This is a genomic window from Paenibacillus sp. FSL P2-0121, from assembly GCF_037975345.1.
Lineage (GTDB): Bacteria > Bacillota > Bacilli > Paenibacillales > Paenibacillaceae > Paenibacillus_AQ > Paenibacillus_AQ odorifer.
In genome coordinates this window covers 5,849,877-5,864,937 of record NZ_CP150245.1, presented here as the reverse complement: position 1 = coordinate 5,864,937, position 15,061 = coordinate 5,849,877, and the positions used below count along the sequence as shown (strand labels likewise).

General features: G+C 47.7%; 8 protein-coding genes. 6 read left to right on the top strand and 2 right to left on the bottom strand.

What is annotated here, in order from left to right:
* Nucleotides 1-64: 64 nt before the first annotated feature.
* Nucleotides 65-874 (bottom strand): histidinol-phosphatase, encoded by an 810-nt coding sequence (locus MKY54_RS25835; RefSeq protein WP_339188403.1) that lies wholly within the window; start codon nucleotides 872-874, stop codon nucleotides 65-67.
* A 71-nt stretch (nucleotides 875-945) separates the two neighbouring features.
* Nucleotides 946-1,848 carry a LysR family transcriptional regulator gene (locus MKY54_RS25830; RefSeq protein ID WP_038573173.1) on the bottom strand — a complete coding sequence of 301 codons (903 nt, stop codon included), beginning with the start codon at nucleotides 1,846-1,848 and terminating at the stop codon, nucleotides 946-948.
* Nucleotides 1,849-2,102: 254 nt separating this feature from the next.
* On the opposite strand from MKY54_RS25830, the gene MKY54_RS25825 reads away from it, so the two are divergent.
* From MKY54_RS25825 to MKY54_RS25800, 6 genes are all read left to right on the top strand, one after another.
* Nucleotides 2,103-2,558: a chemotaxis protein CheX gene (locus MKY54_RS25825; RefSeq protein ID WP_036679793.1), complete on the top strand. Its 456-nt coding sequence runs from the start codon at nucleotides 2,103-2,105 to the stop codon at nucleotides 2,556-2,558.
* A 28-nt stretch (nucleotides 2,559-2,586) separates the two neighbouring features.
* Nucleotides 2,587-3,363, top strand: coding sequence for an SDR family oxidoreductase (locus MKY54_RS25820; RefSeq protein ID WP_076127922.1), 777 nt, complete (start codon nucleotides 2,587-2,589; stop codon nucleotides 3,361-3,363).
* A gap of 97 nt (nucleotides 3,364-3,460) precedes the next feature.
* Entirely contained in the window at nucleotides 3,461-4,969 is a 1,509-nt protein-coding gene (locus MKY54_RS25815) for a DEAD/DEAH box helicase (RefSeq protein ID WP_076127920.1), read from the top strand.
* Nucleotides 4,966-5,712 carry an ABC transporter ATP-binding protein gene (locus tag MKY54_RS25810; RefSeq protein ID WP_339188400.1) on the top strand — a complete coding sequence of 249 codons (747 nt, stop codon included), beginning with the start codon at nucleotides 4,966-4,968 and terminating at the stop codon, nucleotides 5,710-5,712. The genes MKY54_RS25815 and MKY54_RS25810 overlap by 4 nt, the downstream gene beginning before the upstream one ends.
* Nucleotide 5,713: 1 nt before the next feature.
* Entirely contained in the window at nucleotides 5,714-6,934 is a 1,221-nt protein-coding gene (locus MKY54_RS25805; protein ID WP_076141980.1) for an ABC transporter permease, read from the top strand.
* A gap of 262 nt (nucleotides 6,935-7,196) precedes the next feature.
* On the top strand, nucleotides 7,197-15,041 hold the full coding sequence (locus MKY54_RS25800; RefSeq protein ID WP_339188397.1) for a glycoside hydrolase family 3 N-terminal domain-containing protein: 7,845 nt from the start codon (nucleotides 7,197-7,199) through the stop codon (nucleotides 15,039-15,041).
* Nucleotides 15,042-15,061: the final 20 nt, after the last annotated feature.

Below are 15,061 nucleotides of genomic sequence, written 5' to 3'. Positions count from 1 at the left end.
TTATTTAATTTCTCGCTTTAACGCTTACCGTCCTTATAGGGACGTTGAAGGCGTTTAGGCTTGATTACAGAGAAACTTTGACTTTTTGGCGCTGCTTGTAATAAACCCAGTGTGTAAAGCCTATTGCTTTGAGCTGTGCAGCTACCGCATCACGATCCTCAGCGACCCGGGACGGCTTATGTGCATCCGAACCGAAACTAACCTCTACGCCAAAATGTAGTGCCCGCTCCAGAATATCTTCAGAGGGATACCAGCCGCCGACCAGCTTAGTTCCGCCTGAGGTATTGATTTCGATGGCCACGTCACATTCACTAATTACACGCAGACAATCGTCAATCGGCTGAGGTGCAGGAATTTCGGAAAAAGCAGGATAATTCCCCTTCATCGCATCAATATGCCCGAGTATTTGGAACATACCACTGCGTGCGGAATCAGCAATCAACCGGTAATATTCAGACTTCACGCGGATCTTCTCATTTTTGCTAAGGTTTTTCCAGCGCCCTTTGTTAAAAATGCTGACTCCACCAACACTATGTACCGATCCAATCACATAATCAAAAGGGTAGGCGGATAATGTCTTGCTGTATATCTCAGCATGTTCGGGGAAGTAATCTGATTCGATGCCTAACAGGACGTCGATAACGCCTTCGTACTCTTTTTTGAGGGAGAGAACATCATCTACATAATTAGCAAATTCGGATTTAGCCATTGCGATTTTGGGAAAAGCCTGATCGGATGGATCTCCGAAATAGGGAGTATGATCGGAAATACCTATAACGCCCAATCCAGCGGCAATCCCAGCTTCGATATAATCTCTAATCGTTCCGTCAGCATGGCCACAGCGGAAATGATGGGTGTGTAAATCAAATTTCATCAAGAACATCTCCTTTAAACAAGGTTATGCAATCAGCCCAGAAGTAATCGGTTCCACTTTGTGGGTGGGATTTATTCAGACCCGATAAATTGGGTTTCTGGCATGCCTTTAAGATCGCTTAGGAACTGCCTCATAGCAGAGTTTACGTATTTTCCTGATTTCGTGATCACACCAACAGGATGCGTGACCTCCAGCTCAATAATTGGCACAATTTTGAGAGTGCCGGCTCGAACCTCAGCGGTAACTGACTGCTTGGAAATAATGGCGGCGCCCAAATCGAGCTCGACCATCCGTTTCACTTCCTCGCTGCTGGTCAGCTCCATAATGACCTGAGGTTGAATGCCATGTTTGTTCAGAACCTCATCCGCAAATTTACGGCCCACTGTGTCTGGTGAGAGCAGAATCAGCGGGGTTTTGCTTAAGGCTTCTATCCCAGCGGTCTTCACTTGAGCGAGAGGGTGTCTGGGAGAGACCACCAGTTCGAAGGTATCATAATACAAAATGGAAGTAGACATGCCCGGGCTACGTCCAATTAAATAACCGATGCCGACATCAACAATGCCGTTTTCGACATGCTGATAAATTTGTGATGAGGACATAGAGGAAATTGATGTTTTGATATGGGGGAACTGGTCTTTAAAATAAGATAGAATACGCGGTAAAATTTGAATAGCGATTGAGGTAGTTGTGCCTAAAACTATATGACCTTGGGGATTTTCATCAAGATCTGCAAGCCGTTCCTTAAGTTCCTCGACAATCCTCACTATTTGTTCCGCATGCTCCAGAAAGACAGTCCCTCTATCCGTTAATGTAACAGGCTGGTTTCGGTCAACCAGCTGAGTCTTGAACTCTTCTTCAAGGCTCTTAATCTGTGCTGAAACCGCTGGTTGGGTCAGATTAAGCAGTTCTCCGGCCTTGCGAAAGCTCATCGTTTTGGAAATTGTTATTAGTGTCTCCAGCTGGCTGATGTTCATGGAATACCTCCTTTGGACCATCGAATTGGATGTGTAATTGCGTTAATATCTTACGTTCCACGTTGGCATTTGTTTAAATTATAGGAGATAATACCCGGCAGAGCAATGTTGCTGCCTAAACTATCTTGGGTTTGAATTCGACATATGCATTAATTTTTGCTGAATTGTGCCGATATATAAAGTATAATATATCCATATTGCTTGGGACTTTTGGTATATGACCAAAGCACGATAAAGGGGGAGACTAGACATTCATGAAAGCAGAAGTAATTAATCCGTTTCTAGAGTCTGCACGGACTGTTATAGAACAAGTAATTCAGGTCTCGCCTTCTACGGGGAGTTTAGGCATTAAAGAAATTGAACTGATCGATAATCATATATGGATTCAAGTAGGGATGACAGGCCAACTGAGCGGAAATATTATATTTGGTATCGCGGAGCAGGTAGCCTTGCGAATGGTATCGATTATGATGGGTGGCTTTGTGATCACCGAGATGGATGAGATGGGTCAAAGTGCAATTTCAGAGCTGAGCAATATGATCAGTGGGAATGCCAGTACCATTCTATATAATCAAGGTGTTTCGGTGGATATAAGTCCTCCTCAGATTATGAAGATGGAAAGCATGTCTTTTATGCCTCGTAAAGCGCTTAGTATTCCGTTGTTGATGGATGGGGTTGGAGAGATGGATATTCAGGTGATGATCTCTTAGGCAAGAGTTAGGAGCTGAAATACTTTTCATGGTACTCAAAGATAAGGTTGTTGTGATTACAGGAGCGTCCAGCGGCATTGGTGCATTAACGGCACAGATGCTTAGTAAAAAGGGGGCAATCCCTGTCCTGGTAGCACGTTCCGAAGCGAAGCTGAAAGAAACAGCGGCCGGTATCCCGGGCGTTTTTGGACTGTACACCTGTGACGTAACAGATGCTGAGGGTGTTCAGAAGACCTTCGCACAAATTTTGGAGGCATACGGCAGAATTGATATTTTGCTAAATAACGCAGGGTACGGCAAATTTGCTGCTTTTACAGAGATGGAGCCTCATGAATTTGACGATATGATGGATGTTAACTACATGGGGATTGTCCGGTGCACGAAAGCTGTTGTTCCACATATGCTGGAGCGGGGAAGCGGCCAGATTGTAAATGTGGCTTCCATGGCAGGGAAGATAGGCACAGCCAAGTCCGTAGCCTATACGGCTACCAAACATGCTGTACTCGGATTCACAAATGCGCTCCGTCAGGAGCTGCGGAAGAGTGGAATTATCGTCTCGGCTGTGAACCCGGGGCCGATCGCCACCGATTTTTTCAAAACGGCTGACCCCTCTGGCAATTATGAGAAGAGTGTAGCCCGGATGATGATGACCCCAGAGCACGTATCTTCTAAGATCGTTAAGGTTATGGAGACCGGCAAAGAAGAGCTCGATCTTCCGGGTCTGGCAGGGTTTGGCATACGGCTTTACGGGCTGTTTCCTCGCCTGGCGGACAAGCTTACTTATAATGCGATGAACAGAAAATAGACCCTGTTGTCAGCTTTATTGGCCTTCCATTTGGTGGAGAGGCCTTTTTGGCATATAATGAAGATATTATCTCAAGCGAAAAGGATGAATTACACTTATGAATAAAGCTTCTTTTGCGGCTATCGGCATTCAGGAAGACCTCATTGCCCGGTTGTCGGAATTCGGCATTAACGCTCCATCCCCGGTACAAGAGCAGACAATACCGCTTCTACTAGAGGGAAGAGATGTTATTGCAGCTTCCCAGACTGGAACGGGTAAGACGCTGGCCTATCTATTGCCGCTGCTTCAAGCGATTAATCCGGAGCAGAAGGTGGTCCAAAAGCTGGTGCTCGCCCCTACACAGGAGCTGGCGATGCAAATCTTACGCGAGGCGGAACGTTATGGTGAACAGCGCGGAATCCGAGTTATGGGTCTTATTGGCGGGGCCGCAATCAAACGCCAGATTGACAAGCTGCGTGAGCATCCACAGCTAGTTGTGGGAACACCTGGGCGGATCCGCGAGCTGATTGGACTTCGTAAATTGAAGATGCATGAAGTGAGTACTATTGTTCTGGATGAGGCGGACCAAATGTTCCAGCTTAGCGGAGCCGGCGAAGTTACAAAGATTGTCAGCAGTGCGCTGCGTTCACGCCAGCTTGTTATGCTGTCGGCAACGATCGGACCAGAGACGAAAGCGCTGGCTAATCGTGAAATGAAGAATCCGGCAGAGGTTGGGATTGCTCCAGGTGTAATGACTGCTGAAAGCTTGGAGCATCATTATGTTGTTGCTGAAGAGCGTAACAAAATGGACATGCTGCGCCGGGTGATTCGCCATTACAATCCCGATAAAGCGATTGTGTTCGTGAATGCTACAGATGATATTGCCGAGGTTGAGGCTAAGCTGAATCATCTTGGGCTTACTGCGGCAGCACTTTACGGAGATGCCGATAAGGTAACGCGCAGCAATGTATTAAAAGGTTTCCGGGAAGGCAAATTTCGTGTGCTTGTTGCCAGTGACGTAGCTGCCAGAGGACTGGATATTGAGAATCTTTCTTTGGTAGTTAGCTACGATCCGGCTTTTGATTCTGAACATTATGTACACCGTGCAGGCCGTACCGGACGGATGGGACGCCGCGGCTTATCTGTAACAATAGTTACAGAGCAACAGACCTTTATCATGCGGAAATTCGCCCGCGAATTGGATATTGCGCTTGAGGAGCGGGAGATGGTCGGTGGTAAGGTGCTTGCAGCAGATGAAGCACGCAGCGCTTTGCACAATGGACGGGGACGGAGTAATGAAGGCAGTGGGCAACGCCGTGATGGATCTGCTCCACGCAGCGGCAAGCCGCCTGTTAGCACATCTGGAGCCTCCAATGTTCAGTCGCCATCCGTTGGAGCAGGTACACCGCCTGCCAAAAGAATGGCTACGATTAACACAAGTGAAACAACAAGCGGAGAACAACAACGCGATTCACAGCGCAGCGCGAATCCTTCTGCGGGAGCACGCGGAGATGCGACTCCTGCACGGAGCAAACGCAGCAGCAATGCGGAACGTGAGAAGAACCGTAAAAATAAAGGAGCTCCAAAGTGGTTGAAAGACAAAACTCCGAGAGGTGACGGTCAATGAATAATGCTCCCGTATTGCAAATTACGGGTCTCAGTGGTGGGTACAGCCTGAATAAGCCAGTGCTGCATGATATTGCACTTCAGGTGCAGCCTGGCGAAATGGTTGGATTGATTGGTTTAAACGGAGCAGGAAAAAGTACGACGATGAAGCATATTCTAGGATTGATGTCGCCCCATAAGGGCGATATCACCGTACAGGGCAAGACGCGTGCTGAAGATCCCGTTGGATACAATAATGCGTTGTCTTTTGTACCGGAATCGCCGCTGCTGTATGACGAAATGACGGTTCGTGAGCATGTTGAATTTACTGCCAGAGCTTATGGGGTAGATCAAAAGGATTATGAATCCCGCACCTCGCATCTTGCCAAGCTGTTCCATATGGAGGATAAGATGGACACCCTGTCGACCCATCTATCCAAAGGGATGAAACAGAAGGTTATGATCATGTGCGCTTTCGTTGCACGACCTGCTTTATATGTCATCGACGAGCCCTTTTTAGGATTGGATCCGCTAGGGATCCGCTCCTTGCTTGATTTCATGATGGATCTGAAGAACTCTGGATCGTCGATTCTGTTAAGCTCTCATATTCTTTCCACAATAGAGAATTATTGCGACCGTTTTATTGTATTGCATAAAGGTAAGGTGATTGCACAGGGCACGCTGGCGGAAATAGCGGCAACTGCCGGGCATCAGGGGCTGACTTTGGAGCAGCTGTTCTACGAGCTGGTTCAGGGAGGGAGATAATATGGATTTGAAAGAGCTGCGGCGCACGCGGCGCGGTAGATTCATGGGAAGTATGCTTCCTTATGTGGGATATATCATTCAAAGCGGCGTAGCCATGGTCTTCCTGTTCGTGTTGATTGTCTTCTCTGCTTGGTATACATCGCTGCTACAAAATGTACCTGAAGGCATTCCCATTCGCTGGATTATGTTAGCATTACTGTTGCCTGCGACAGTGCATAGCGGCTTCCGAACCTATTTGCAGACCCCGGATACGATCTTTCTGCTGCCTCAGGGTCACCGCATGAAGGAATATTTTGCACCATCCTGGGTCAGTGGAAACGTGTGGAAGATCATTCGCTTGTTATTTGTACTGATCACCCTTTGGCCGTTGTACATACGTACAGATGATTCTCCCAAGCGACTTTTATTTACAGTGTTGATCCTGATTGCTGTGAAGCTGATCGCGAGTTATGGATTATGGAAAGAGATAGCTATGCTGTCACGTCCGATGGCAGGTGTGTATGCTTTCTTGCGCTGGGCAGTTGGAGGTTTGATTATTGCCGCTTGGTTGTGGCAGCCTGCCGGCCCGAGCCTGATATTTATGGTGTTATTGGCAGCAGCCTATCTTGCTGCACTGTCTGTGCCCGGACGTCACGCTGTGCCATGGGAAAGACTGATCGCCATGGAAAACAATCAAGGTGCACGTGCGCTGATGGTTCTGGGCTGGTTCGTGGATGTGCCGGGCCGTGAGCAACGGGTGTATTCCCGCCGTTATCTTTCCAAATGGGGCGCTAAGCTGCCTTGGCGCAAGGATACTGCTTATCGGTATCTGCTGACCAAAAGCTTTGCCCGGGGCGATATCTTTGGAATCATTATGCGGATATCGGTGCTGGCTCTGCTGCTGAATTGGTGGAACCGTGATAGTTACTTTGGCACCGGAATTTATTTGTTCTTCCTGTTCATCATTGGTGTTCAATTGTCGGCACTCCGCAAATTGCATAGCGAGTCTTTTTGGCTGACAGTGTATCCTTTTCCTGAAGGCAGTAAGGCGGACAACACAACACAATTTGTATTCCGTGCGCATCTGGTTGTGGCATTGGTTCTTGGATTACCTTTCTTAGCTTCCATAGGTGACCGTCTGATGCCAGTGATCTTTACCTTAGCGGCAGGTATTGTGGTAGTCTTTCTGTTTAAAGGATACTTGTCCCGCAAAGCGGCACGATTGGATGACGACGATCTGTAAGGCAATTTCATATTCACAATAAAAAGGCTGTCTCACAGTAGAGAAATTCTACGAATGAGAGAGCCTTTTTTTGCTGGAAGCATAATTTGAGCCGGGCAAGTCCTTAAATTTGCAAAAACGGAACAGAGTATTTAAAAAATGCTGTATGTCTTTTACCAGATGGCTCCAGCATAATAAGCCTGTATCTTACATCGTGTATACGCTTCCATTCATAGGCGTAGTCATCTGTACCAACAAAACAGTATTGGGGGAGGATTCAGGCGTGAAAAGAAGATTATCAATATTCATGGTGGCGCTTTTACTATCATCCTTATTCTTGAATGTGCTTGAGGCGGGTATACCTCGGGCCGCAGCGGATGCCTCAGGAGTTCCAGTGTACTATGATCCCACAAAAAGTGTGGAGGAGCGCACTGCGGATCTATTATCCCGAATGACGCTGGAAGAGAAGATTGGGCAGATGGTTCAAGCAGAAAGAGCTGCCGTCACACCTGAGGAGGTACAGAAATATGCTCTTGGCTCTGTACTCAGCGGGGGAGGCTCATTCCCTAACGGAAAAGAAAGTGACAGCACTCGCGATAACTGGAGAAGTTTGATTGATAGCTATCAGGATGGTGCATTGTCTACCAGATTAGGCATTCCGCTGCTCTATGGGGTGGATGCGGTGCATGGACATAACAATGTCAAAGGCGCGACGCTTTTTCCGCATAATATTGGCCTAGGGGCTGCTAATGATCCCGCATTGACTGAGCTTATTGGTGCAGCTGCTGCTAAGGAAGTAGCCGCAACAGGAGCGAACTGGACGTTTGCCCCAACGATAGCCTCCCCTCATAATGCAAGATGGGGTAGAACCTATGAAGGTTTTAGTGATAATCAGGATATTTCAGCAGAACTAGGTGCGGCTTATGTGTTTGGTCTGCAAGGACGGACTGCTGCTGCATTGGCAGGGACAGATACAATCACGGCAACTGCAAAACATTATCTAGGTGAAGGTTATACGGATAATGGTGTAAATCAAGGCAACATCACTAAATATACCGAGCAAGAGATCATGGATAAGGATTTGAAAATTTATAAAGCAGCTGTAGACGCAGGGGTGCAGACGGTTATGGCCTCCTATCACAGCATCCAAGGTCTTAAAATGCATGCCCATAAACATTTGCTGACCGATGTTTTGAAGGGTGACAAGAAAAATGGCGGACTTGGCTTTACCGGTTTCGTTATTTCGGATTATAACGCTGTGCAGCAAATCACAGTGGATAGTGAAGGCAAAGCTGTTAGCGGGTTGAAGAACCAGCTAAATGTGTCCGTAAACGCCGGAGTCGATATGTTCATGATGCCGACCGTTTGGAAGGATACGATTAAGTACATCACAGAACTTGTAGGCGAAGGTAAAATCTCTACTGAGCGCATAGATGATGCGGCAGAACGTATCCTGCAGGTCAAAATCGCTTCAGGATTGTTCGAGCATCCCAAAAGCGAACCGGAGCTGTTGAGTGCTTTTGGCTCAGCAGAAAGCCGCAAATTAGCCCGCCAAGCTGTGGCGGAGTCGCTTGTTCTTTTGAAGAACGATGAGGTAAATGGAAGTCCAATTCTATCGCAATTAAGCGGGATGGATAAAATATTCGTAGCGGGTAAAAACGCTAATAATATCGGTAACCAAGCCGGCGGCTGGTCGATCACTTGGCAAGGGAAGTCGGGCAATATAACTGAAGGCACGACGATCCTCGAAGGGATAAAGGAGGCTGTTCCTGCTTCTACAACGGTCACATATAACCTTAATGGGCGTGGGGCTGCGGGTTATGATGCGGCGATCGCTGTTATCGGTGAGACACCTTACGCCGAGACCGATGGCGACCGGACCAGCTTGAATCTGGATGAGCAGGATCTGGCGACACTTGCGAATATACGTGCTGCTGATCCTAATATTCCGCTTATCGTTGTACTGGTGTCTGGACGTCCAATGACGATAGCCAGCCAATTGGAAGATTGGGATGGGCTTGTGGCAGCTTGGCTACCAGGCACAGAGGGTGCTGGAGTAGCTGATGTGTTATTTGGTACTAAGGATTTTGTAGGCAAAAATCCGATTCGTTGGCCATTCACTTTGAACAATTATCCGGCAGACAATAACAGTACAAATGTGTTATTCAAAACGGGATATGGCTTGACCAAAAATGAGAAAACACCAAAGCTTCCAACCGCTCCTGTCGATCCGGAAGCTCCAGAGATTCCTTCCCTGCCGATTCCCGGCAAAATTGAAGCAGAGGATTTTTTGAACAAAAGCGCAGGACTGCAAACTGAAAATACGCAGGATATAGGTGGCGGTCTCAATGTCGGCTATACCTCGGCTGGACAGTGGCTCGAATATAACGTGAATGTGGCGCAAGCAGGTACGTATCAAGCCGATTTCCGCTATTCCGTTAATAGTGGCACTACAGGCGTCAACATCAAATCAGCAGAGGGAACTAAGCTAGGAACATTAAGCGTGACCTCAACAGGTGGCTGGCAGAATTGGCAGACGAAAGCTGTAGAAAATGTTGTGTTTAAGAAGGCAGGGTTGCAAAAGATCCGTCTGGAATTTACCGGTGGGGATATCAACCTGAACTGGGTAAGCTTCACTCGAACAGGTGATGTGCCTGTAGATCCATCGAATCCCGGAGATGGCGGGGAAAGCACTAAACATGTTATTAAGTCAGATGTAGTTAGCTCTTGGGTATCGAGTGAGCGAGATCCTTCCGATCGGAAGTGGTATTATGCTGACCGTTATCAAGAGGGTGATTTGAAGCTGGAAGAGCAGGCGAAGCTGGATATTGTGGTTCCCGACGTGAAGGCAGGTACAGAGCTCCATATTGATCCTGACCGGAAATATCAATCTATTCTAGGGATCGGTACCTCCATGGAGGAATCGACGGTCAATAATCTGGCGAAGATGTCTGCGGCGAAGCAGGAGGAATTGCTGCGGAAAATGATTGATCCTGTATCGGGGATCGGAATGAGTATGCTCCGGTTGACGATTGGGACGGCTGACTTTACAGATAAACAATTTTATACCTACGATGATATGCCTCCAGGACAAACCGACATTAATTTGGAGAATTTCTCCATCCAAAAGGACATTGACTACCATATCATCAGCACGGTTAAAAAAATTCAAAACATCAATCCGGATATTAAGTTTTTCGCCTCACCTTGGAGCCCGCCCGGTTGGATGAAGACTACAGACAGTATGATCAAAGGCCAAGTGAAGGATGAATATCTGCCTGTACTGGCCAAATATTATCTTAAATTCGTACAGGAGTACGAGAAGCTGGGAATTACCTTTGAAGGTCTGACCTTGCAGAATGAACCTTTGCTGGAAATTGAATATCCAAGCACCAAAATGCCGTGGGAGCAAGAAGCCCAGCTGGCTAAACTGCTGCGGAAGGAATTAGATGAACATGGTTTCAAAGACGTGAAGCTGTGGACATTTGATCATAATCCTGGTGACACGATGGCCTATCCAGCACAAATCCTAGGCAATCCTGAATTAGGTGCCTACGATGCGGTGGACGGAACTGCTTTTCATGATTATGGCGGTGACCTTGGTCTGATGACCCAACTCCATAATCTCTATCCTGACAAAAATGTATATTTGACCGAACGCGCAGTCTGGGGTACCTCAGGCGCAGACCGCATTGCACAATATTTCCGTAATTGGGCCCGCAGCTATAACTCCTGGGTAGCGATGCTGGACAGTGATATTGCCTCCCATCAGTGGACCGGAACGCCAGACCCAACCCCGATTGTGCAGGATTCGGGAGACCGTAACCATTACTGGCTGCTGCCAGAATATTATCTGATGGGCCAATATACAAAATTCGTTAAACCGGGGTACGTGCGGATTGATAGTGACTACGGCTCAAGCAGTACTGTAACGAACGTAGCTTTTGCTAGTCCAGATGGAAAAGAGATTGTGACGGTAGTAATCAACCAGACGTCGGATCCACAGCCGTTTAAATTGCTAGTGGACGGTGCGCAAATTAGTGCTGTGCTGCCGGCGAAATCAGTGGGCACTTATAGCTGGGAACGTCTGAATGGTATACAGGCGGTGCCGGGTGTAGTGAATGCTGTTGATTTTGAAGAAGCGCAAGGGGTTTACACTGTGAATGAGCAGGGTTATATTGGCGGGTTCTCGCCAGACGCATCGTCCACCTTCGACTATGTGATTGATGTTAAAGAGAGCGGTGAATATTCACTTCAATTTAAGCATGCCGCTCAATTCAGCGATGGCGCCGGAAAATCGGTGGAGATTAGTGAAGATGGTAAGGTCATTGCTACGCTTCCAATTGTGCAGCAGACGGAGAGTCTGACCGATTTTGCAGATTATCAATCCTTGATCTCTCTGAACAAGGGCATTCACAAGCTCACCTTGAAGACGAACGGGAACGGTTATAATATCCGTTCATTAGCTTTACGCCAAGCGCCTTCCGGATCACATGAGCTTCCTGCTGTGCTTCAAGGGCAAGACTACACGACAGCTTCAGGTGTATTAGTAACGGGTGGTGCAGTGGGTTATACTGACCCCGGCGATTGGGTGAAGTACAAGATTAATGTACCTGCCAGCGGTACCTACCCACTCCTGATCTCCTATGCTACTAATCAGGATGATGCAGAGCTGGAACTGCTGACGGGAGAGGATGGAGTAACGGTAACGGCAGCTACTTATGCTTTGACGAAGACGGGGGGATGGTCCAATTGGCAAATAGCTAATGGAACGGTAACCTTGCCTGCCGGGGAGCAGACGCTGACCATGAAAGTAAATGGAGCAGGATTTCATCTGCAGTCGCTTACGATCGGCCCCGCGCTTCAATCGGAGACTGCTCTGGTAGAAGGAAATGAGGAGGGTGCAGAAGTTATCGTCAAGCTAGTAAATGACAAATATGCACCTGAACTGGACACCGCTTATTGGTCTATTGAAGGTTACGAAGGTACAGTTGTCAATAGCGTATACCGGGTGGATGATTATACAGCGAAGGTCGTATTAGCGGGTACGCGAATTATTGATTTCGACACGGATCGTATTCTTACGGTTACCGCTGATGTGTATCAGACAGAATCAAATCAGTCTTTTGGCAGCGTACATGTTCTGAAATTGCCTCTTATAGTTACAGCAATCAACGACGAAGAGAGCATCAGTCTTTCTCCGAGTACTCTGCCTTATCAAGTGAACGGGAATGAATTGGTAGTCAGCCTTTCAGGAGGGACATTTAATCCTGATGCCATTCAGAGCATTTCTGTCTCGGGCCCAGGTAAGGATCAGGGGCATGTAAGTATTGGGGCAGCTGCCTTACTTGACCCTACCCATGTGAAGCTGACGCTGGCCTGGAATGATCATACCCCGTATTATAGTGATTTGCAGCTTACCGTAAATGTGCCAGCAAATGCTTATGCCGATTCAAGTGGTGGCGGCGTGCTGCGTGCGGAGGTTAAGCTCTTAGGAACAACTAGTGCTACAGCACCTATAGAAGTCACAAGCTTGAACGCACTGGATCAATTCTACCAGCTGCAAGGGATCACAGTCAGCGGTCAAGGCAGCGGAACGAAGCTGACCGGCATTGATGCTGGAGACAGCATCGATTACTGGGTAAACGTGCCGCAGGATGGAAACTATGCTTTTACGCTTACCGTAACTTCCGCGAATGGTGCTCCTAAGGGCATTATTTATAAAACGGAGGATGGGAAGACATTAAGAACCGTTGATGTGCCGAATCTTTACTCGCAAACCGTTGGCATACGCACCGTTCTTCAATTGAAGGCGGGTGAACAGAAGCTGCGCCTGCAAGCTGGATCAGCAGGATACGAGCTAAGTGGTATTCAAATAGAACCTTATACTGAAGAAATCATGGATGGCGCTGGTTCTTTAAAGGTGGAAGCCGAGAATTATTACGATGCTACACCCAATGGAATTCAGAGTACCATGACTGGCGGTGTGCTGGACTTTAGAAATGTAGGGTTTACCGTTGCAGGGGGTTCCATGGATTATGTCCTTGATATTACTGAAGCCGGATTTTATAAAATCGTATATCGGTATGCTACAGCACAAGGCGGGGTAAGCACTACGTTATCTGTAAAGGGTACAAAACTCTCAACAGTGCCTATGCCTACTACAGGTGGATGGTCGAATTACACGCTGGCGAGTGGTGTCGTACAACTTGCGCAAGGAAAACAGGTAGTACGGATGAGCTTCAATAATGACGGTGCCAATCTAGATTGGTTTACGCTGGAACGGACGGAAGAAGGAGAGCAGCCGATTCATTCAAAGGTTTCCTTACCTGTTTCTTCTTTGAAACCGGGAGCTTACAGCGGATTACAAACGATCAGCCTTACTACAGCGACATCAGGAGCAGAGATTCATTACACAACCGATGGGTCATTGCCTACAGCAGACAGTCCACTTTATACCGGAACTATTGACGCAGCAGGAGTCACAGTTCTTCGTACGATAGCGGTAAAAGAGGGCATGGAGAACAGTTTTGTAGCTCCATTCACGTATGTGATCAGCGGAGTGGTTGATATGAAAACGGTGTCTGCACCGCAGGCTGATCCTGCCGGGGGAACTTATACAGGGCAGGTTGCCGTGAAGTTAACTACAGCTACAGCTGGAGCGTCTATTCACTACACGTTGGATGGCACTGTACCTACAGCAGCCAGCGAACTGTATAGTGGAGTGATTTATGTAGGCAAGAGCAAGACGATTAAGGCGATTGCTGTAAAAGAGGGCTGGAAGCCAAGTGATATTTCCAGTTTTGAATATATTGTTTCTGCGGATAAACCTGATCCAACACCTACACCAACAGCAACGCCTGAACCAACCCCAAGTCCAACCATTGAACCGACTACTCGGCCAACGACAGCACCAACTTCCGGAAGCGGGGGTACCACAGGTGGTGGCAACAGCGGAACAACAGGGGGGAATTCAAGCGGAAATGCAGGCAGTGTAACCGGCAGCACCCTCCTTACAGCAACACCAGTGCTGAACAGTAATACCGGTGCGGCGAGAGCAAGTGTAGACCTGGAGAGCTTGAAAAAGGCTGCTACAGCAGGCTTAAGTGGAGCAACTTCAGCGGTTACTGTTGATATACCGGCAGTAGCTACAGCTAAGGGTTATGAGCTGCAATTGCCAAACGGTATAATCTTTGCAGATGATAAGACTTCATTGGTCGTTCATACTGAATTTGGTGTGCTGGAGCTGCCAGGTAGTCTGCTGAAACAAGCGGCAAAAGAGGCAGGAACCCCTTGGGTAATTACGATAACCAAGGTGGATTCAGATTCTCGTCCAGAATTTAAACTGAGCGTAACTATCAATGGCAAGGAAGCCGTATGGAACAGTCCTGACATGCGGGTTAAGGTGTCCCTACCGTATATTCCACGATCAGAAGAACGCGGTAAAGAAGGACATATAACGATTCATAGTCTGAATCCGTTGGGGATTCTAACGGTTGTTCCAAGTGGCAGATATATCGCTGCTACAGGGATGGTTTCCTTTACAGGAATTCTCTCTGGTACGTACAGTATCACCTTTACGGAGAAGACATTCCGGGATATCGGTAAATTTGAGTGGGCCCGCAATGCGATTGAGGTGCTTGGCTCCAAAGGCATCATCAACGGAATGACAGAGGATCAATTTGTGCCTCAAGCGGAAGTGAAGCGGGGAGATTTTGTGCTCCTGCTTATAAAAGCGCTTGGCTTGGAAGGCGTTAGTGCAGAAAGCTTCATAGGTGTGCAGCCTGGCGATTACAGATATGAAGCGTTGGCTATAGCGAAGCAGTTGGGGATCGCCACTGGTCGTCCAGATGGAAGCTTTGATCCTAACGCTTCTGTTACGCGGCAGGAAATGATGACATTGGCTGCAAAAGCGATTGCAGCAGCCGGCAGACAGCTTCCAGCCGGCAACGGAGCTTCAATGACCCGTTTCACGGATAGCCAGCAAGTATCAGCGTTTGCACGTGACAGTGTGGCAGCACTAATACGTGCTGGCCTGATCAAGGGAGACGGCTTGCGGATTCATCCACAAGGTGTTACCACCCGTGCAGAGGCAGCGGTTTTGATCTACAACTTGTACAATCTGTAATACATCAGTTGTAAAGATAC

Coding starts and splice junctions, on each gene's coding strand:
- MKY54_RS25815 (WP_076127920.1), top strand. CDS start 3,461: ATGAATAAAGCTTCTTTTGCGGCTATCGGCATTCAGGAAGACCTCATT.
- MKY54_RS25825 (WP_036679793.1), top strand. CDS start 2,103: ATGAAAGCAGAAGTAATTAATCCGTTTCTAGAGTCTGCACGGACTGTT.
- MKY54_RS25835 (WP_339188403.1), bottom strand. CDS start 874: ATGAAATTTGATTTACACACCCATCATTTCCGCTGTGGCCATGCTGAC.
- MKY54_RS25810 (WP_339188400.1), top strand. CDS start 4,966: ATGAATAATGCTCCCGTATTGCAAATTACGGGTCTCAGTGGTGGGTAC.
- MKY54_RS25830 (WP_038573173.1), bottom strand. CDS start 1,848: ATGAACATCAGCCAGCTGGAGACACTAATAACAATTTCCAAAACGATG.
- MKY54_RS25820 (WP_076127922.1), top strand. CDS start 2,587: ATGGTACTCAAAGATAAGGTTGTTGTGATTACAGGAGCGTCCAGCGGC.
- MKY54_RS25805 (WP_076141980.1), top strand. CDS start 5,714: ATGGATTTGAAAGAGCTGCGGCGCACGCGGCGCGGTAGATTCATGGGA.